General features: G+C 68.3%; 20 protein-coding genes. 5 read left to right on the forward strand and 15 right to left on the reverse strand.

All coding sequences use genetic code 11. From position 1 onward, the window contains the following. The first annotated feature begins 24 nt into the window (after nt 1–24). From EPN98_RS01985 to EPN98_RS01995, 3 genes are all read left to right on the forward strand, one after another. Nucleotides 25–1,089 (forward strand): GGDEF domain-containing protein, encoded by a 1,065-nt coding sequence (locus tag EPN98_RS01985; RefSeq protein WP_293359557.1) that lies wholly within the window; start codon nt 25–27, stop codon nt 1,087–1,089. A gap of 68 nt (nt 1,090–1,157) precedes the next feature. After that, entirely contained in the window at nt 1,158–1,964 is an 807-nt protein-coding gene (locus tag EPN98_RS01990) for an enoyl-CoA hydratase/isomerase (protein ID WP_293359559.1), read from the forward strand. A 137-nt stretch (nt 1,965–2,101) separates the two neighbouring features. Further along, nucleotides 2,102–2,767: a glutathione S-transferase gene (locus EPN98_RS01995; RefSeq protein WP_293359561.1), complete on the forward strand. Its 666-nt coding sequence runs from the start codon at nt 2,102–2,104 to the stop codon at nt 2,765–2,767. A gap of 4 nt (nt 2,768–2,771) precedes the next feature. Here the strand turns inward: EPN98_RS01995 and EPN98_RS02000 are convergent, their stop codons facing one another. The 11 genes from EPN98_RS02000 to EPN98_RS02050 are packed head-to-tail and all read right to left on the reverse strand — an operon-like array spanning nt 2,772 to nt 10,653. Then, nucleotides 2,772–3,050: a 2TM domain-containing protein gene (locus EPN98_RS02000; protein ID WP_293359564.1), complete on the reverse strand. Its 279-nt coding sequence runs from the start codon at nt 3,048–3,050 to the stop codon at nt 2,772–2,774. A gap of 44 nt (nt 3,051–3,094) precedes the next feature. Continuing rightward, nucleotides 3,095–3,490, reverse strand: a complete 396-nt coding sequence (locus EPN98_RS02005; protein WP_293359567.1) for an iron-sulfur cluster assembly accessory protein — start codon at nt 3,488–3,490, stop codon at nt 3,095–3,097. A 12-nt stretch (nt 3,491–3,502) separates the two neighbouring features. Next, entirely contained in the window at nt 3,503–3,880 is a 378-nt protein-coding gene (locus EPN98_RS02010; protein ID WP_293359570.1) for an SUF system Fe-S cluster assembly protein, read from the reverse strand. 13 nt (nt 3,881–3,893) lie between these two features. Beyond that, a complete protein-coding gene (locus EPN98_RS02015) occupies nt 3,894–5,108 on the reverse strand; it encodes a cysteine desulfurase (RefSeq protein ID WP_293359573.1) in 1,215 nt (404 codons plus the stop codon). Nucleotides 5,109–5,110: 2 nt separating this feature from the next. Next, nucleotides 5,111–6,142 (reverse strand): Fe-S cluster assembly protein SufD, encoded by a 1,032-nt coding sequence (sufD, locus tag EPN98_RS02020; protein ID WP_293359576.1) that lies wholly within the window; start codon nt 6,140–6,142, stop codon nt 5,111–5,113. Next, nucleotides 6,139–6,888 carry a Fe-S cluster assembly ATPase SufC gene (gene sufC, locus EPN98_RS02025; protein WP_293359579.1) on the reverse strand — a complete coding sequence of 250 codons (750 nt, stop codon included), beginning with the start codon at nt 6,886–6,888 and terminating at the stop codon, nt 6,139–6,141. The genes sufD and sufC overlap by 4 nt, the downstream gene beginning before the upstream one ends. 4 nt (nt 6,889–6,892) lie before the next feature. Next, a complete protein-coding gene (locus EPN98_RS02030; RefSeq protein WP_293359581.1) occupies nt 6,893–7,297 on the reverse strand; it encodes a hypothetical protein in 405 nt (134 codons plus the stop codon). Continuing rightward, nucleotides 7,294–7,605 carry a hypothetical protein gene (locus EPN98_RS02035; RefSeq protein ID WP_293359583.1) on the reverse strand — a complete coding sequence of 104 codons (312 nt, stop codon included), beginning with the start codon at nt 7,603–7,605 and terminating at the stop codon, nt 7,294–7,296. The genes EPN98_RS02030 and EPN98_RS02035 overlap by 4 nt, the downstream gene beginning before the upstream one ends. Continuing rightward, nucleotides 7,602–9,071: a Fe-S cluster assembly protein SufB gene (gene sufB, locus EPN98_RS02040; RefSeq protein WP_293359586.1), complete on the reverse strand. Its 1,470-nt coding sequence runs from the start codon at nt 9,069–9,071 to the stop codon at nt 7,602–7,604. The genes EPN98_RS02035 and sufB overlap by 4 nt, the downstream gene beginning before the upstream one ends. Then, entirely contained in the window at nt 9,071–10,222 is a 1,152-nt protein-coding gene (locus tag EPN98_RS02045) for a cysteine desulfurase family protein (RefSeq protein ID WP_293359589.1), read from the reverse strand. Before EPN98_RS02045 ends, sufB begins: the two co-directional genes overlap by 1 nt. After that, nucleotides 10,219–10,653, reverse strand: a complete 435-nt coding sequence (locus tag EPN98_RS02050) for an Rrf2 family transcriptional regulator (protein WP_293359592.1) — start codon at nt 10,651–10,653, stop codon at nt 10,219–10,221. Before EPN98_RS02050 ends, EPN98_RS02045 begins: the two co-directional genes overlap by 4 nt. A 149-nt stretch (nt 10,654–10,802) precedes the next feature. Here EPN98_RS02050 and EPN98_RS02055 point away from each other — a divergent pair, with 149 nt between their 5' ends. Both EPN98_RS02055 and EPN98_RS02060 read left to right on the forward strand, forming a co-directional pair. Then, nucleotides 10,803–11,453: an alpha/beta hydrolase gene (locus tag EPN98_RS02055; protein ID WP_293359595.1), complete on the forward strand. Its 651-nt coding sequence runs from the start codon at nt 10,803–10,805 to the stop codon at nt 11,451–11,453. A gap of 7 nt (nt 11,454–11,460) precedes the next feature. Next, nucleotides 11,461–11,832 (forward strand): nuclear transport factor 2 family protein, encoded by a 372-nt coding sequence (locus EPN98_RS02060; RefSeq protein WP_293359598.1) that lies wholly within the window; start codon nt 11,461–11,463, stop codon nt 11,830–11,832. 259 nt (nt 11,833–12,091) lie between these two features. Here the strand turns inward: EPN98_RS02060 and EPN98_RS02065 are convergent, their stop codons facing one another. From EPN98_RS02065 to EPN98_RS02080, 4 genes are all read right to left on the reverse strand, one after another. Continuing rightward, the gene (locus EPN98_RS02065) at nt 12,092–13,675 is read right to left on the reverse strand and encodes a HAMP domain-containing sensor histidine kinase (protein WP_293359601.1); all 1,584 of its coding nucleotides are present in this window, start codon (nt 13,673–13,675) and stop codon (nt 12,092–12,094) included. Between the two features lie 5 nt (nt 13,676–13,680). After that, entirely contained in the window at nt 13,681–14,403 is a 723-nt protein-coding gene (locus EPN98_RS02070; RefSeq protein ID WP_293359604.1) for a response regulator transcription factor, read from the reverse strand. A 208-nt stretch (nt 14,404–14,611) separates the two neighbouring features. Then, nucleotides 14,612–16,153 carry an AbgT family transporter gene (locus EPN98_RS02075; RefSeq protein WP_293359607.1) on the reverse strand — a complete coding sequence of 514 codons (1,542 nt, stop codon included), beginning with the start codon at nt 16,151–16,153 and terminating at the stop codon, nt 14,612–14,614. A gap of 50 nt (nt 16,154–16,203) precedes the next feature. After that, nucleotides 16,204–18,021: an NAD(P)/FAD-dependent oxidoreductase gene (locus EPN98_RS02080; RefSeq protein ID WP_293359610.1), complete on the reverse strand. Its 1,818-nt coding sequence runs from the start codon at nt 18,019–18,021 to the stop codon at nt 16,204–16,206. Nucleotides 18,022–18,043: the final 22 nt, after the last annotated feature.

Consider the following 18,043-nt stretch of genomic DNA (forward strand, 5'->3'; position numbering starts at 1 on the left):
GGTCGGGCCGATATTTTCGGCCGCATGTCGAAGGACCTCGATACTATCCTACGCAGCCCCAGGGCGTACGATTGGGCCCGCAAGGCCATCGAAGCCATGGAGTCGAATCGCGTCTGGCCCACCACGCTCAATTTCGAGCTGTGGTTGCACTACGTTGCGGCCAAGGACGGCGAAGTCGCGAACGAGATCGACTCCGTGCTGTCCTCGGGCCAGCACTTCACCGAGCAGGTGGCGGAGAAGATCGCGGAGAAGCATCTGCCTCACGCCAAGCTGTCGGGCGAGATCCTCGACGCCGGGAAGAGCCTGACCCAGGAACTGGAAAGCGTCAGCCGGGCGTTGGAGTCGGCGCGCGAGAGCAGCGAGGCCTACGGCCAGCAACTGGCCAGCGCGTCCGCCTCGCTGGAGCACGACGAGAATTCCGACGCCGTCCGGGCCATGGTCGAGACCCTGAGCGTCGCCACCGCCAAGGTCCGCGACGAGAACAAGACCCTCGAGAGCCAACTTGCCGACACCAACGACGAACTGGGCCGCCTGAAGCAGCACCTCGAGCAGGCCCGCCGGGAGGCCATGACCGACTCGCTCACGATGCTCGCCAACCGCAAGGCGTTCGACGAGACGTTCGAGTCCGCCTGCGCCCATGCGGTGGCGACCGGCGAGCCTCTGGCCCTGGCCATCCTCGACATCGACCACTTCAAGAAGTTCAACGACACCTGGGGCCACCAGACGGGCGACCAGGTGATCCGTTTCGTCGCCAGCGTGATCGGCCGCGCCGCCAGCGAGGGGCGCCGCTTCTCGGCCCGCTATGGCGGCGAGGAGTTCGCGGTGATCTTCCCGGGCGAGACCAGCCGCTCGGCGATGACGATCCTGGAGACCGTCCGCGAAGAGATCAGCTCGCGCATCCTGAAGCGCCGCTCGACCAACGAGGACCTGGGCGCCATCACGATCTCGATCGGGATCGCCGACCATCTCGGCAACGAGCACACCACCAGCCTGCTCGATCGGGCCGACGGCGCGCTCTACGCCTCGAAGAATGGCGGGCGCAACCAGACCTCGATCGCCCCGGCCAACGAGCAGACCCGGGCGGCCTGATCATTCGTCTTGGCTGACGCCGGGGTATCTGGCCTTCACTCTCTCCCGAGAGTTTGAAGGAGGACGCCATGGACGGCGCACAAGCCCCCGCCAAGGTGAAGACGAGCGTCGCAGACGGCGTCGCGACCATCACCCTGAACGATCCCGGCACCCTGAACGCCGCCGGCCTGGAACTGATGGCCGACCTTGACGCCGCCGTCAGCGCGGCGATCGCCAACAAGGACGTCCGGGCCATCATCCTGACCGGCGAAGGCCGCGGCTTCTGCTCGGGCGCCAACCTCTCGGGCGGCGGGTCGGCCGGTCGCGCCACCGACAGCGGCGAGGGTCCGAACCAGGCCCTGCTCAACGTCTACAATCCCTTCGTGAGCCGCATCCGCAAGTCGCCCAAGCCGCTGGTGGCGGCGGTGAACGGCGTGGCCGCGGGCGTCGGCGTGTCGCTGGCGCTGGCCTGCGACCTCGTGGTGGCCGGCGAGAGCGCCTACTTCCTGCTGGCGTTCCGCCGCATCGGCCTGGTGCCCGACGGCGGCGCGACCTGGCTGCTGCCCCGGCTGGTGGGCAAGGCCCGGGCCATGGAGCTGATGCTGCTGGGCGAGAAGCTGCCGGCGGCGACCGCCGAACAGTGGGGTCTGATCAACCGCTGCGTCCCCGACGGCGAAGTCCTGGCCAAGGCCACCGAGCTGGCCAAGGCGCTGGCGACCGGGCCCAAGTCGCTGGGCCTCACCCGTAACCTGGTTTGGGACTCGCTGGACGCGGCCTGGCACGATCAGGTCGAGGCCGAAGCCTACGCTCAGGGCGAAGCCGGCCGCACCGAGGACGCCCGGGAAGGCATCATGGCCTTCGTCCAGAAGCGCCAGGCCGAGTTCAAGGGCCGCTAGAATCCTCCGGGTTCGCGTCGAACCCGATCAAGCCGGCTCGCGAGCGTCAGAAGAGAGCGCTCAATGCGCTCTCACCCGATACGATTCCGGCTTCACAGTGTAAGGACCCTCGCAAGACAGCTTGCGAGGGTCCTTTCGTGCTCACCGTCCACCATCTCGAGAACTCCCGGTCGCAGCGCGTGCTCTGGCTGCTGGAGGAGCTCGAGGTCCCTTACGAGATGATCCGCTACGACCGCGACCCGCAGACCATGCTGGCGCCCGAGTCGCTGCGCGCCATCCATCCGCTGGGCAAGTCGCCGGTGATCACGGAGGACGGCGAGGCGATCGCCGAGACCGGGGCGATCGTCGAGTACATCCTGGAGCGCTATGGCCAGGGCCGGCTCGGCGCGGGTCCAGGCGACCGACAGCGCCTCCGCTACTGGCTGCACTACGCCGAGGGCTCGGCCATGCCGCCGCTGCTGCTCAAGCTGGTGTTCGGCGCCCTCCCCGAGCGGGCGCCGTCGCTGATGCGTCCGTTCGTGAACGCCATCGCCAAGCGCGCCCAGAGCGGCTTCATCGACCCGCAGCTCAAGCTGCACTTCGACTACTGGGAAGCCGAACTGGAGAAGGCCGAGTGGTTCGCCGGCGCAGAGTTCAGCGCGGCCGATATCATGATGAGCTTCCCCGCGGAGGCGGCGGCCGAACGCGGCGCGGCGCGGGTGGGCCGCCCGAAGCTCGCGGCCTTCCTGAAGAAGATCCACCAGCGGCCCGCCTACCGTCGCGCCCTGGAGCGCGGCGGGCCCTACGCCTACGCCGGCGACTAGCTAGCTAGTTCTTGCGGCGCAGTTTCTCGAGCTCCTGCTCGATCAGTCGGTCGCGCATGCCCTCGCCGTCCATGTAGACCGTGAACGCATGAGCCGCGAGGCCGACGCCCCAGCCCAGCATCGGCCAGATGGGCCAGAAGTAGTCTCCGAAGCCACCGGTCATCAGATAGATGGCCACGAGACCGGCGTTGACGATGACGTAAGCCATCAGGTGGCTGCGGAAGGCCAGCTTCATATCCGCCCGGCGGGTCGCCAGTCGGCGCAGTTCGACGTCGTCGGTCATGTCCGGTCCCGAGTTGCTGGCCACAGGATACCCCGTTCGATCCGTCAGTCGAGTTTCGCTGGTGTAATGGTTACGGACTCGCCGCAGCCGCACGCGTCAGTCTCGTTGGGGTTGCGGAAGACAAACTTCGCCGAGAGCCGGCTCACCTCATAGTCGATCACGGTGCCGATCAGGAACAACACCGCCTTGGGGTCAATCAGGATGGTCACGCCCTTGTCCTCGACGACCTCGTCGAGGGGATTCGCCGCGTCCGCATACTCCAGGACGTATTCCTGACCCGCGCAGCCGCCGTTCTTAACTCCGACGCGCAGGCCGGCGTAAGGCTTCTCGGCCTTGCCCATGATCTCGCGCACCCGCTGGGCGGCGGCGTCGCTGAGCGTGACCACCTTGGGCCGGGGGCGTCGGGCGCGGGGCGTGGGGGTGATGTCGAGGTGCGTCATCAGGGTCGGACCCTAGAACATATTCAGGGCGAGTTTGGCCTCGTCGCTCATGCGCGAGGGGTCCCACGGGGGATCGAACACGAGATCGACGGTCACGTTGCGGACGCCTTCGATCTCGCGGACGGCATCCTCGACCCAGCCGGGCATTTCGCCGGCCACCGGACAACCGGGCGCGGTCAGGGTCATGTCGATGGCGACATCCTTGTCGTCCGACACGTCGACTTTGTAGATGAGGCCGAGCTCGTAGATGTCGACCGGGATTTCCGGGTCGAAGACCGTCTTCAGCTTCTCGATGAGCTGATCGGTGATCGCATCCAGTTCCGCCTGGCTCAGCGGCGGCGTCTGGGTGGGCTCCCCTACGACAGGGTTCGGGGCGGTTGCGTCGTCCATCGGGCTCATGGGCTTAAGCGAAAAAGGCTTGGGTCTTGGTCAAGGCGTCCACGAAAGCGTCCGCCTCCTCGATCGTATTATATAGGGCGAAGGAGGCCCGAGCGCTCGACGTCACGCCGAAACGCCGCATCAGAGGCTCGGCGCAGTGGGTTCCGGCGCGGACGGCCACACCGTAGCGATCCAGGATCTGGGCCACGTCGTGGGCGTGGGCGCCCTCCATCGTGAACGACAGGATGGCCCCCTTCCCTGGCGCGTCGCCGATGACGCGCAGCCAGTTGAAGCCCTTGAGCCGCTCGCGAACGTGGGCGTAGAGCGCGTGCTCGTGCTCAGCCGCAGCCTGGCGGTCGAGGCTCGTGATCCAGTCGATGGCGGCGCCCAGGCCGATGGCCTCCAGGATCGGCGGTGTGCCGGCCTCGAAGCGATGCGGCGGGTCGGCGTATGTGATCTCGTCCTCCGAGACCGAGCCGATCATCTCTCCTCCGCCCTGGTACGGGGGCAGCGCGGCCAGCCTGTCGGCCTTGCCGTAGAGAATTCCGATGCCCGTGGGGCCGTACAGCTTGTGGCCCGAGAAGACGTAGAAGTCGGCGTCGAGGTCCTTCACGTCCACCGGCTTGTGGACGATCGCCTGGCAGCCATCGAACAGAACCAGCGCGCCGGCATCATGGGCCATCCGCGCCAGCGCCTTGGCGTCGTTGATCGTGCCCAGCACGTTCGACATGTGGCTGAGCGCCACCATCCGAGTCTTCGGGCCCAGAAGGCGCTGGTACGCCTCAAGATCCAGCCGGCCGTCGTCGGTCACCGGAACCCACTTCAGCACGACGCCCTTCTGCTCGCGCAGAAAGTGCCAGGGCACGATGTTGGCGTGGTGCTCCATCTGGGAGATCACCACCTCGTCGCCGGCCTGCAGTGAGGCTCCGATCCCGTGGGCGACCAGGTTAACCGCCTCGGTGGCGCCCTTGGTGAACACGATCTCGGTCGGATCGGCGTTGATGAAGGCCGCCACCGTCTTGCGGGCGGCCTCGTACGCGTCGGTCGTCTCGTTGGCCAGGGTGTGCAGGCCGCGGTGGACGTTGGCGTAACTGTGCTCCATCGCGTGCGTCATCGCCGCGATCACGGCCCGCGGCTTCTGCGCGGATGCCGCCGAGTCCAGATAGATCAAAGGCTTCCCGTGGACTTGCCGTTGCAGGATCGGGAACTCGGCCCGGACCGCTTCGACGTCAAAGGCCATGTTCAGGCCCTCAGCTGTTCGGCGGCCCAGGCCCGGGCGATCTCACGGGCCGGCTCGTGGACGATGCGGTCCACGACCTCGCCGATGAAGGCCTCGGTCAGCATCGCCCGGGCCTCAGGCTCGGGGATGCCGCGTTGCCGGGCGTAGAACAGCGCCTCGTCGTCCAGCGCGCCGACCGTATTGCCATGCGCGCACGAGACGTCGTCGGCGTAGATCTCCAGCTCGGGCTTGGCGTCGACCTCGGCGCGATCGGACAGGATCAGGGCGTGATGGCCCATACGCGCATCGGTGTGATCGGCGCCCTCGGCCACGACGATCCTGCCCTGGAACACGCCACGGGCCTGATCGCGCACGACGCCCTTGGTGAGCTGCTCGGTGGCGCCGTGGAGTGCGGCGTGGGTGACCACGGTCGTGAGGTCGGCATGCCGCTTGTCGGCCAGCAGGTACACACCGTCGAGGCGAAGGGCCGCGTGCCCGCCGGGATGGCGGACCGTGGTCTGCAGCCGCTGGCGACGCGCCCCACTGGTCAGAACGGTCTGGGCGAACGCCGCGCCGGGCGAGAGCTCCACCAGCGCCTCGCTGACGGTCACGCCCTCGGCGCCGTCCGACGCCAGGACGACCCGTTCGATCGCCGCATTCTCCGCGACGCTGATCAGGAGACCCACCTGCCCCAGGTAGCCGCCGGCATCGCCCTCGTAGGTTTCCAGCAGGACCAGCCGGCCGCCCGTCTCGACGTCAATCGAGACCCGGGCCGCATGCGCGCCGTCGCCGCGCGAGACGACCCGCAAGGCCACGACCTTGGTCTCGCCGGGCTCGACGCCGATGTGCGCCGCGCCACGGCCGTTGGCGACGACGATGACGTCCTCGGCCAAGGCATCGAAGGGGCCGGAGCCCAGGGACCCCGGATCGATCACGGCCGACGGCTCGGGCGCCTGACGGATCAGGCCGCGCAGGTCGGTCCAGCGCCAGTCCTCGTCGCGCTTGCCGGGGAGCTGCGAGACGTCGCGCTCACGGATGGCGGCGGCGACGGTCAAGCCGCCGCCCTCGCGTACTTGTCGTAACCTTCCCGCTCCAGCTCCAACGCCAGCTCGGGACCACCCGAAGCGACGATGCGACCAGCCGACAGCACGTGAACGCGGTCGGGTTTGATGTAGTCCAGAAGACGCTGATAGTGCGTGATCACCAACATGCCTCGGTCGGGCGAGCGCAGGGCGTTCACGCCGTCGGCCACGATGCGCAGGGCATCGATGTCGAGGCCGGAGTCCGTCTCGTCCAGAATGAGGAAGCGGGGCGAAAGCATCGCCATCTGAAGGATTTCCATCCGCTTCTTCTCGCCGCCGGAGAAGCCGACGTTGAGCGCGCGCTTCAGCATCTCGAAGTCGATCTTCAGCTCGCCCGCCTTCTGGCGCGCCAGCTTCAGGAACTCGGGCGCGGTGATCTCGGCCTCGCCGCGCGCTTTGCGCTGGGCGTTGAGCGCGGTGCGGATGAAGGTCAGCGCCGGAACGCCCGGAATTTCCAGCGGATACTGGAACGACAGGAAGACGCCCTTGGCCGCCCGTTCGTTGGGTTCGAGAGCCAGCAGGTCCTCGCCGTCCAGCGTCGCCGAGCCGGCGGTCACCTCGTAGCCAGAACGGCCGGTGAGCACGTACGAGAGCGTCGACTTGCCCGCCCCGTTCGGGCCCATGATCGCGTGCACTTCGCCCGCCGGAACCTCCAGCGAGAGCCCTTTCAGGATCTCCTTCTCGTCGACGGTGGCGTGCAGATTGGAAACGGACAGCATTCGGTTATCGGGTCTCGTCGGCGAGGAACTGGGCCATGACCTTGAGCGCGTCTTCGACGGTCTCGACGGTCTCTTGTTTACGGGGCGCGGCCGAACCGGGGCTGGTCGTGCGCTTGTCGGATAGGGTGATGTTGACCTTGCCGGCCTCGAAGTAGGCCGCCACCCGGTAGTTCGTGTGATCGAGCGAAACCGTATACCGGCGCAGGTCGGCGATTAGGCCGCGCTCCTCCAGGAAGCCGCGGTCCGCGCTGACCGCCGCGAGCAGCGCCTCGGCGCTGGCCAGGTCCTGCTCCTGCTGGCGGCGCTCGGCGTCCTCGCGGGCGCGGCGTTCCGCCTCGCGGCGCGCGAATTCCGTCTCGAACGCGTCGCGCAGCGTCAAAACCTTCGGCGTCTGGGCGCGTACGCTCAAATCTCCACCGCCTTCTTGTCCTCGATCCTCTCGACCACCCGGACATCGGCGCCGACCCCGTGCGCGAACGCATAAAGGTCGCCGGTGGCGTCGAGGTAGCACTCGAGATCGAAGACGCCCTTTTCGGGGTCGAGCAGGGTGATGGCCGTCGCTCGCGTGCCGGCCGGGATCGTGGCCGGCATGGCCTCGCAGTTGCCTTGCGCCGTGGCCGCCAGCTCGCGCACCAGAACCACGCCGTCCCACTCGCGGAGCATCGCCCCGTCGGCATCCAGCGCCGTCTGCTCGCCGTCGTAGGTCGGTCGGCTCATCCGACGCTCCCTTCGAGGCTGATCGCCACCAGCTTCTGAGCCTCGACAGCGAATTCCATGGGGAGCTCCTGCAGTACGTCTTTCACGAACCCGTTCACGAGGAGCTGCACAGCTTCCTCCTGGGTGAGTCCACGCTGCATCGCATAGAAGAGTTGATCTTCGGACAACCGCGTTGTCGTCGCCTCGTGCTCGAACTTGGACTGGCCGTTGCGGGCCTCGATGTAGGGCACTGTGTGGGCGGCGCAGTGCTTGCCGATCAGCAGGCTGTCGCACTGGGTGAAGTTGCGCGCGCCCTTGGCCTTCGGGTGGGCCGAAACCAGGCCACGGTAGGTGTTGCTGCTCCTCCCCGCCGAGATGCCCTTCGAGATGATCCGCGAGCGGGTGTTCGCCCCCAGATGGATCATCTTGGTGCCGGTGTCGGCCTGCTGGCGGCCGTTGGTGATGGCGATCGAGTAGAACTCGCCTGAACTCCCCTCGCCGCGCAGGACGCAGGACGGGTACTTCCAGGTGATCGACGAACCGGTCTCGACCTGGGTCCAGCTCACCTTCGAACGGTCGCCCCGGCAGTCGGCGCGCTTGGTGACGAAGTTGTAGATGCCGCCCTTCCCGGTCTCGGGATCGCCCGGGTACCAGTTCTGGACGGTCGAGTATTTGATCTCGGCGTCGTCCAGGACGACCAGCTCGACGACGGCGGCGTGCAGCTGGTTCTCGTCGCGCATCGGGGCCGTGCAGCCCTCCAGGTATGAGACGTAAGCGCCCTTGTCGGCGATGATCAGGGTGCGTTCGAACTGGCCAGAATTCTCGGCGTTGATCCGGAAGTAGGTCGACAGCTCCATCGGGCAGCGGACGCCTGGCGGGACATAGACGAAGCTGCCGTCCGAGAAGACCGCGGCATTGAGGCAGGCGAAGTAGTTGTCGCTGACCGGCACGACGGTGCCCAGGTACTGCTTCACCAGCTCGGGGTATTCGCGGATCGCCTCGCTCATCGAGCAGAAGATCACGCCCACCTGGGCCAGTTCCTTCTTGAAGGTCGTGACCACGCTGACGCTGTCGAACACGGCGTCGACGGCGTACTTGGGTGCGCCCACGACGCCGGCCAGGACCTCCTGCTCGCGCAGCGGGATGCCCAGTTTCTTGTAGGTCTCCAGCAGGTCCGGATCGACCTCGTCCAGGCTCTTGGGGCCCGTCTTCTCCTTGGGCGCGGCGTAGTAGTAGCTGTCCTGGTAGTCGATGGGCGGGAAGCTGACCTTGGCCCAGTCGGGCTCGTCCAGCGCCAGCCAGCGCTCGAAGGCCTCGAGGCGCCACTGCAGCATCCACTCGGGTTCGTTCTTCTTGGCCGAGATGAAGCGCACCGTGTCGGCGTTCAGGCCCTTGGGCGCGAAGTCCTGTTCGATGTCGGTGACGAAGCCGTGCTTGTACTTTTCAAGCGAGGCGACGTGTTCGACGGTCTGTTTGACGGCGGCCATCAGGCGACTTGTCCCAGTGAAGAGTTTGGCCGGCGCGCGGAATGACGGGCGTAGGCCTGCAGCCACGCCGTGGTGAATGCCTCCCAGTCGGCTTGCGTCGAGCACCACCCGCCGCTGACGCGGATGGCGCAGGCCGCCAGATCGCCCTGACCCATGGCCTCCAGGACCGGCGACGCCTTGACCTTGCCCGAGGAGCAGGCAGCGCCGGCGCTGACCATGACCCCGGCCAGATCCAGGCCCATGACCTGGAGGTCCGACGTCCAGCCCGGCGCGGCGATGCAAAGGGTGTTCGGTAGCCGCGGGGCGGCCTCGCCCATGACGACGCAGCCTTCAGACTTCATCCGTTCGGCCGCCGCGTCGCGGAACGCCGCCTGCGCCTGATAGCTGTCGAGGCCCGCAAGCGCCTGGCGCGCCGCCGCCCCGAAGCCCGCGATGCCCGGCAGGTTCTCGGTGCCGCCACGCCGGCCGCGCTCCTGCCCGCCGCCGTGCTGACGCCGGAACAGGTTGGCGCGCGGGCCGAAGGTCAGCGCGCCGATGCCCTGCGGGCCGCCGATCTTGTGGGCCGAGACGCTGAGGGTGTCGGCGCCCAGCGCGCGGCTGTCGACGGCGATCTTGCCGGCGGCCTGGATGGCGTCGACATGCAGCCAGCCATCGGCGGCGCGCACGGCCTCCGCCGCCTCGGCCACCGGCTGGACCACGCCGGTCTCGTTGTTGGCCAGCATCAGCGCCACGAACGGGCGGCCGTCGGCGGCGTCCCAGCGGGCCAGACGGTCCTTCAGCCAGGCCATGTCGGCCACGCCGTTCGCATCCACCGGGAGGATCTCGACCGCGACGCCACTGGCCGCGGCGGTCTCGCGGATGCTGTCGTGCTCGATCGCCGAGACGATGAGGCGGCGCGTCCCGCCGGCGATCGCGCTCTCCATAGCCAACGCATTGGCCTCGGTGCCGCCGCTCAGGAAGATGACGGTCGAGGCGGGCGCGGCGATCAGGGCGGCCACGTCGGCGCGAGCCTGCTCCATCACCGCGCGTGCGGTGCGGCCGGCGGCGTGGATGGACGACGGATTGCCGACGTTCTCCAGCACCTGCGTCATCGCTGCGATGGCTTCGGGGCGCACCTTGGCGGTGGCGTTATGGTCCAGATAGACGCTCATGCCGCCTGCCGATTTTGCCGGAGGCGCCCGCCGACGACGTCAGCCAGGCTGACCGAAGCCAGGTAGTCCTCGATCCGGTCACCCAGGTCGGCCCACAGGTCGTGGGTCAGGCAGCGCTCGCCCTTGATCATGCAGCCATTGCCCGAGGTGCAGCGGGTGGCGCGCAGCGGCTCGTCCACGGCGTGCACGATTTCCGCGATGGTCGTGGTGTCGGCGGTGCGGGCCAGGCGATAGCCGCCGCCGGGGCCCCGGGCGCTCTTCACCAGCCCCTTGCGACGCAGGCGGGCGAACAGCTGCTCCAGATACGACAGCGAGATCTCCTGCCGGGCGGCGATATCGGCCAGGGCGACCGCGCGCGACGCCTCGTGCTCACGGCGCGCGAGGTCGGCCATGGCCATCACGGCGTAGCGGCCTTTCGTGGAGAGTCGCATGGTCAGATGCCCAATGCAGTTTTCGCGCGCATCCGGAGCGTCCTATGTTATGAGCCCGGCCTCGCTCGAAGCGGGGTCGCGCCGGATGGCTGCGACTTAGGAAGACCGAGTACAGCAGTCAAGTATTCTGGGCTGAGAAGAGGGTTCGAATGCCAGAGGTGGTTCTGACCGGTGCAGCCGGGCGGATCGAGGGACGCTATTCCCAGGGCAAAAGCGAGACCGCACCGGTCGCGCTGATCCTGCATCCCCATCCCAAGGCCGGCGGCCAGATGAACAATCCGGTGGCGGTTCAGCTCTTCCACCTGTTCATGAAGCGCGGCTTCTCGGTCCTGCGATTCAACTTCCGCGGCGTGGGCCGTTCGCAGGGCGAGTTCGACGGCGGCATCGGCGAGCTGGCCGACGCGGCCACCGCGCTGGACTGGCTCCAGTCGACCAATCCCGCCGCCTCGCAGTGCTGGGTCGCCGGCTACTCCTTCGGCGCCTGGGTGGGCATGCAGCTCCTGATGCGGCGCCCGGAAACGGACGGGTTCATCTCGGTCTCGCCCCCGACCAACGCCTACGACTTCAGCTTCCTGGCGCCGTGCCCGGCCTCGGGCCTGATCCTGCACGGCCAGAACGACACCGTGGTCCCGCCGATCGATGTGGAACGCGTCGTCTCCAAACTGCGGACCCAGAAGGGCATCGTGATCGACTACGACGTTGTCGATGGCGCCAGCCACTTCTGGATGGAGAACCTGCCCGACGTGGAAAAGCGGGTCGGCGACTATCTCGACAAGCGTCTGGAAGCCAACCCGGCCTAGCCGCGCGATGGCGCCCGACGCCGCCGTCCGCGCCCGCCGGCGCCTGACCAACAAGCTGATCGCAGCCCACGACGCGGCGCGCCTGCGCCCGTTCTTCGCGCCGGACGTGAAGCTGATCGTGGGCGACGGGGAGCTGATCCTGGGCGTCGCCGCGGTGATCCAGGCGTTCGCCGCCCAGTTCGCGGAGCCGGACTTCGTCACCTACGTGCGCGAGACCGCATCGGTCGAGGCGGACGCAGACGCCGCGCGCGCGGCCGAACACGGCCGCTGGACCGGGCGCTGGAAGGATCGCGAGATGGGCGGCGCCTATCTAGCCGTCTGGCGCAAGGTCACCGGCCAATGGGTGATCGAGAGCGAGCTCTACGTCACCCTGACCTAGAACCGGCGCCGGTGGGTCCGATGCAGGGCCGAGACAACAAGCCCGGCGAAGGCGGCTGACCGGCGCGCTGCATTGGGGTCGGGGGCAAGGCCCGCAACGCTCGCGCCCTCTGGAGTGGTCAGCCGCCAGGACCAGGCCTCGCCTTCTAGAGCGAGGCGGAGACCGTCTGGGGTGGGGAGAAGCGGCCTGTCCATTCGACCATCATGCCGCCCGGCCATGCAGCCGGTCCGGCGGCCTGTGTCGAGATTTCGTGCAGACGCTAGCGCTCTGCCCTAGGCAGGCTGACCCGGAAGGCCGCCCCTGCGCCGGCATCAACCAGCTCAACGCGCCCCAGGCTGGCCTGCAGCAGCGACCGGGCGATCGGCAGGCCCAGACCGGTGCCGCCCGAGGCCCTGCGGCTGGTGAAGAACGGTTCGAACAGGCGCTCGCGATCGGCCTCGGGCACACCTGGGCCGTTGTCGGACACGGTCAGAACGACCTCGTCGCCCTCCAGCGCGCTGGTGAGCCAGGCACGGGTCGCGCCCGCCTGACGGGCATTCTGCAGGAGGATCGTAAGCACGCTCTCGATCGTGGTGGCCGGGGCCGCTACCGGCGGCACGTCGCGCGGCGCCTGCACCTCGACCGCGAAGTCGGGCCGGGTCTGGCCATCGACCGCGCGACGGATCGGCTCGGCCAGGTCTGTGGCGACGCCCGCTTCCGGCGTGGCCATGTCGGCCCGGGCCAGGTCCAGCAGGCGGGTCACCAGCTGCGACAGCCGCTCGGAGTCGCCGGCGATGTTGTCCAGGAACCGCTGCCGCTCATCCGGCGACATGGTCTCGTAGTGGTCCTGCAACAGCTCGACCGCTCCGGTGATCCCCGCCAGCGGCGTCTTGAACTCGTGGCTCACGGCGGCGGCGAAGTCGCGCAGATAGCCCGAGCGCCGGTCGATCGCCTCGGCCATCACCCGGAAGTCGGCGTAAAGATCGCGGATCTCGATGGCGGCGGTGCGCGGCGTGCGGGGTATGCGGCCGTCGCCCTGGGCCACCCGGCGCGTGGCGGCGCTGAGCGTCAGGATCGGCCCGGTCACGCCGCGCGCGATGAGGCCTGCCATGATCATCACCATGCCGAGGATCACCGCGCCGGCCAGGGCGTACTTCCCGCGATCCTCATACAGCCCCCGGAACAGCGCGCGGGGCGAGCGCGAGAGCAGCAGTACGCCCTGCGTCCGTCCCGCGACGACGATGGGCCGCGCGTGGTGCAGCCGGATGCCAGAGGCCTTGCTCAGCCACTCGAAGCTGGCCACCGGGCGGTAGTCGCCATTGACGCGCAACACGGTGCGCGGACGCCCCGTCAGCGCCGTCTGCACCTCGGGCAGTCGCGAGAAATCGCCCCCTCGCCCCGGCCCGGCCACGGCGATTCCCTGCCGGTCCAGCATGATCACCGAGGCCAGGGTCGTGCGCGTGGTGCGGTCGATGATGGGCGTGATCCGGCGCGCAACCACCAGGGCGTCCGGATCGGGCGCCCGGCGCGCAGGGCGGGGCGGCGGGCGCTCACCCAGCACCGGCCCGCGGCTGAGGTCGATCGTGGTGAACTCGGGCCGGTAGTAACCATCGGGCGGCTTCACCGGGCGCGGGACCGGCGGCGGCGCACCCGGCCACTCCACCGAGGCGACCGCGGCCAGCGCGGCGCCCTGCGCGACCAGCTCAGCCTCGGTCTGGCGCACCAGGGTGTTCTCGAAAACCCGCAGCGCGATGGCCCCGATCGCCGGCATCACGGCGGCAAAGAGCAGGACGCCGAACAGGATCACCTGCAGGCGCAGCTTCGGCCAGAACGGCGCGATCAGGTCCTTGAGCCGCTCGATCACGCGCTTCAGTTGGTCGGCGGCGCGGGCTGCCCCTGGCAGGGCCCCAGGCGGTAGCCGACCCCCGCGCGGGTCTCGACGACGTCGTGGCCGCCAAGCGCGGCGAACTTGCCTCGCAGGTTGCGGACGTGGCTATCGATGGTGCGGTCAGTGATCGCAAACCCGGGGCCGTGCAGCCGGTCGATGATCGCATCGCGGCTGAACACCCGGGAGGGCCCGCTCATCAGGATCTTGAGGATGCCGAACTCAGTCACGGTCAGCGGGACCTCGACGCCCGACCAGCGGGCGATCCAGCTGTCGCCGTCCAGCGTGAGGCGGCCATGAGTGAGCGCCGCGGCGGCGGGCTCGGCGGGCTTGGACGCCCGGGCGCGCCGCAGGATGGCCTGGACCCGCGCCACCACCTCGCGCGGGCTGAAGGGCTTCACGACATAGTCGTCGCCGCCCAGTTCGATCCCCAGCACCCGGTCGATCTCGTCGTCGCGCGACGACAGGAACAGGATCGGCAGATCACCCTTTGCGCGCAGCCGCCGGCAGACCTCCAGTCCGTCCAGCTTGGGCATGTTGATGTCGAGGACCACGAGGTCGGGGGCCAGCTCGGCGACGGCGCTCAGCGCCGCCTCCCCGTCCTCGGCCTCGCGGGCGCTGAGGCCGGCCTTCTCCAGCGCAAAAACCAGGAGCTGGCGGATATGGGGATCGTCGTCGACGACGAGGACCTGAGGCATGAAGGTCATGTTCCGGGGTTCGCAGCTGGGGTCAATGGAAGGGTTGCGAACAGGCGCCCGTCGCGTCAGCGGCCACCGCCATCGTCCAGAGTATCGGCCGTCGCGCGCGCATCCGCGGAAGTCCCCTGTTCGAGGCGACTTTCAGGCCCAGGCGGTGTCGGCAATAGGTGACTGGCGCGCTGAGGCGAAGCTGATCATGTGCAGATTTCGTGCAGGCTCAGCGCTGCGGCAGACTGTAGCCGACCGATGCGCCCGGACCCACCGGCAGGTCGAGCGCCACCCAGGCGGCGGTGAGCGCCATGCCGCCGATGTAGAATGACGCGGCCAGCGGCAGCATTAGCGCCAGCATCGTCCCCTGCCCGAAGCCCGGAACCCAGCGGCGGCAGAACGTCAGGGTGAGGACGAAGTAGGGGTTCATCGGCGAGATCAGGTTCGTCACCACGTCGCCGATCCGGTAGGCGGCGGTGGTCATCTCGGGCGAGACGTCCAGCAGCATCAGCATCGGCACGACCACCGGCGCCACCGCGCTCCACTTCGCCGACGCCGACGCGATCAGGAAGTCCAGCCAGGCCGACATGGTCGTGAGGATCGGCAGCAGCAGCATCGGCGGCGCGTTGAGCGCACGAAGCTGTTCGGCGCCGCGGATCGCGGTGATGGGCCCGAGATTGGACCAGCCGAACATGGCGACGAAGTGCGCCGCAAAGAACATCAGCACGATGTAGGGCAACAGCGGCTCGAGCCCCTCCACCATCGATGTGACCACGTCCCGGTGCGAGCGGATCGCCCCGACGGCGGTCCCGTAGGCCCAGCCAGTCGCGAAAAACAGCAGCGCCAGTCCGCCCGCCAGACTGCGGAACAGCGGCGTCATCCGGGCCGATCCCGCGGCGTTTTCGTCATAGAGCGGCGTAAAGCCGGGCCAGACGGCAAGGCTCACCATGAGGCCGACCACAGCCAGAGCCGCGAGGCCGGCCGCGATCAGGCCGCGGCGTTCGTCCGGCGCGAGCGGGCCGGCGCTCAACTGCTCACCCTCCCCCGTCCATTCGCCCAGGCGCGGAGCCATCACCCGCTCGCCCACAATCCAGACCAGGCCCGTGCAGATCAGCGTCAGGACCGCGGCGAACCACCAGTTGCCCAGAGGGTTCATCGTGTAGTCGGGCACGAGGAGACGCGCGCCGACCTCGGTGATGGTGAGCAGCAGCACGTCGACCTGTCCCGGCAACAGGTTGCCCGCCAGGCCCACGGCGACGCCCGCGAAACCCACCAGCAGGCCCAGCACCGGATGGCGTCCGGCGGCGGCGAACACCAGGCCGGCCAGCGGCACATAGACCAGGAAGCCCGCATCCACCGTGTGGCAGGTCATGCAGCCGACCAGGAAGATGACCGGAACGAGCACGGGCCGACTGACCCCGAGCAGGCTGGCGCGGATCAACGCGGCCATCAGCCCGCTCCGCTCGGCCACGGTCGCGCCCAGCATGATGGTCAGCGCGATCCCGAACGGCGCGAACCCGGTGTAGGTCCGTGGCATCTCGACAAAAAGGCGCTCGATGTTCGCGGCGCTGAAGAGGCTCTGCGCGACCAGCGTCTCGCCGGTGGCGGGGTTGACCGCCGACCATCCCTGCGCCGCGCCGAGGGCTGAGACGGCCGCGAGGGCGACGATCAGCCCGATGAAGATAAAGACCGGATCCGGCAACGCATTGCCGACCCGCTCGACCACGTCGAGCAGGCCTCGACGCCTCGTCCCCGCCGGTACATCCCCCATGCCTGCATGTCAGCACGCCCGGTCACGGGCGTCCATGCGCAAGCTGGGCTTTAGGTGTTGAGTTCGAGCCCCTTTAGCGAGCCTTCGGCGCGCCAATCCTCGAGCACCTTGGCGAAGGCCACCGGGCCCGCGCCGTACGAGGTGTTCTTCTTGTTCATCAGCTCGACCTTCCCCTCGTTGTTGTAATATCCGGGGGTGCATTCCTTCAGGAACGCGTCGCGCATCACCGACAGCTTCACGATCGTGTCGACCCAGGCGCTCTCGGCCTCTGCCGACGCCTCCAGGGTCCGAACCTGGCGATCCAGGGCATGGCGAACGATGTAGGCCAGGTGCTGGGACTGCTCGTTCAGCATGTGCGGGAAATTGGCCGAGAAGCCGGACTGTCCGGTCGAGACGACGAACAGGTTGGGGAAACCGCGAACGTGGAAGCCATGGAAGGTCTCCATGCCGTTCGCCCACTTGCCCGACAGGGTCTGCCCATCCTTGCCGTAGACCTGATAGCCCGCGCGGCGGGCGTAGTCGGTGCCCACCTCGAAGCCGGTGGCGTAGATCAGGCAGTCGACTTCGAACTCCTGGCCGTTGGCCACGATCCCGGTTTCGGTGATCCGGTCGACGCCACGACCCTGCGTGTCGACGAGGTGGACGTTCGGGCGATTGAACGTCGCCAGATACTCGTCGTGGAAGCACGGCCGCTTGCAGAACTGGTTGTACCAGGGCTTCAGCGCCTCGGCGACGGCAGGGTCCTTGACCTCCTGGTCCACGCGGGCGCGGACCTGCTCCATCTTCTTAAAGTCGGCCAGTTGCATCAGGGCCGCCGGGTTGTCCACCGGCTCGCCCCGCTCGGCCTTGCGGCGCGCTAGCAGCAGGATGTTGCCGATGATGTCGGTCCAGCCGTCGTTGACCAGGTCCTCTTCGGCGAAACCGCCCGACACCAGGATGTTGAAGTTGTCCATCCGGTGCTGATGCCAGCCCGGCTGCAGGCTGGCGGCCCAGTTGGGGTCGGTGGGACGATCGTTGCGCACGTCGATCGACGACGGCGTGCGCTGGAAGACGTAGAGTTCCTTGGCCCATTCACCCAGGTGCGGCACGCACTGAACGGCGGTCGCGCCGGTGCCGATGATGCCAACCCGCTTGTCCTTCAGGTTGACCAGACCGCCCAGCGAGTCGCCGCCGGTGTAGTCGTAGTCCCAGCGGCTGGTGTGGAAGCTGTGGCGCTTGAAGCTCTCGACACCCGGGATGCCCGGCAGCTTGGGCCGGTGCAGCGGGCCGTTGGCCATGATCACGAACTTCGCCTTCATGGCGTCGCCGCGGTTGGTCTCGATGATCCAGCGCGCCGCATCGGCGTCCCAGCGGACGGCCTTCACCTCGGTCTGGAGACAGGCGTTGCGATAGAGGTCGTACTTCTCGGCGATCTTGCGGCTGTACTGCATGATCTCGGGCGCGCGGGAGTACTTCCGCTCGGGCATGAAGCCCACTTCTTCCAGCAGCGGCAGGTAGACGTAGCTCTCGATGTCGCAGGCCGCGCCAGGATAGCGGTTCCAGTACCAGGTGCCGCCGAAATCGCCGCCCTTCTCGATCACACGCAGGTCTTGCACGCCGGCCTCGCGCAGCCGCGCGCCGGCCAGGAGCCCGCCGAACCCGCCGCCGATGATCACCACCTCAGTATCGTCGGTGATGGGGGCGCGCTCGATCTTCGCGACGTAGGGGTCTTCCAGGTAGTGCGCGAACTGCCCGGCGATCTCGACGTACTGCTCGTTGCCTTCGCTACGGACCCGGCGGTCCCGTTCGGCGCGATACTTCTCGAGGAGCGCCTTCGGATCGAAGCCCAGGTCGTCAGCGCCCGAGATCTCCGGCTTGTCGTCGGCCATAGCGTCCTCCCGCATTCATTAT

This window comes from Phenylobacterium sp., from assembly GCF_004299445.1.
GTDB lineage: Bacteria > Pseudomonadota > Alphaproteobacteria > Caulobacterales > Caulobacteraceae > Phenylobacterium.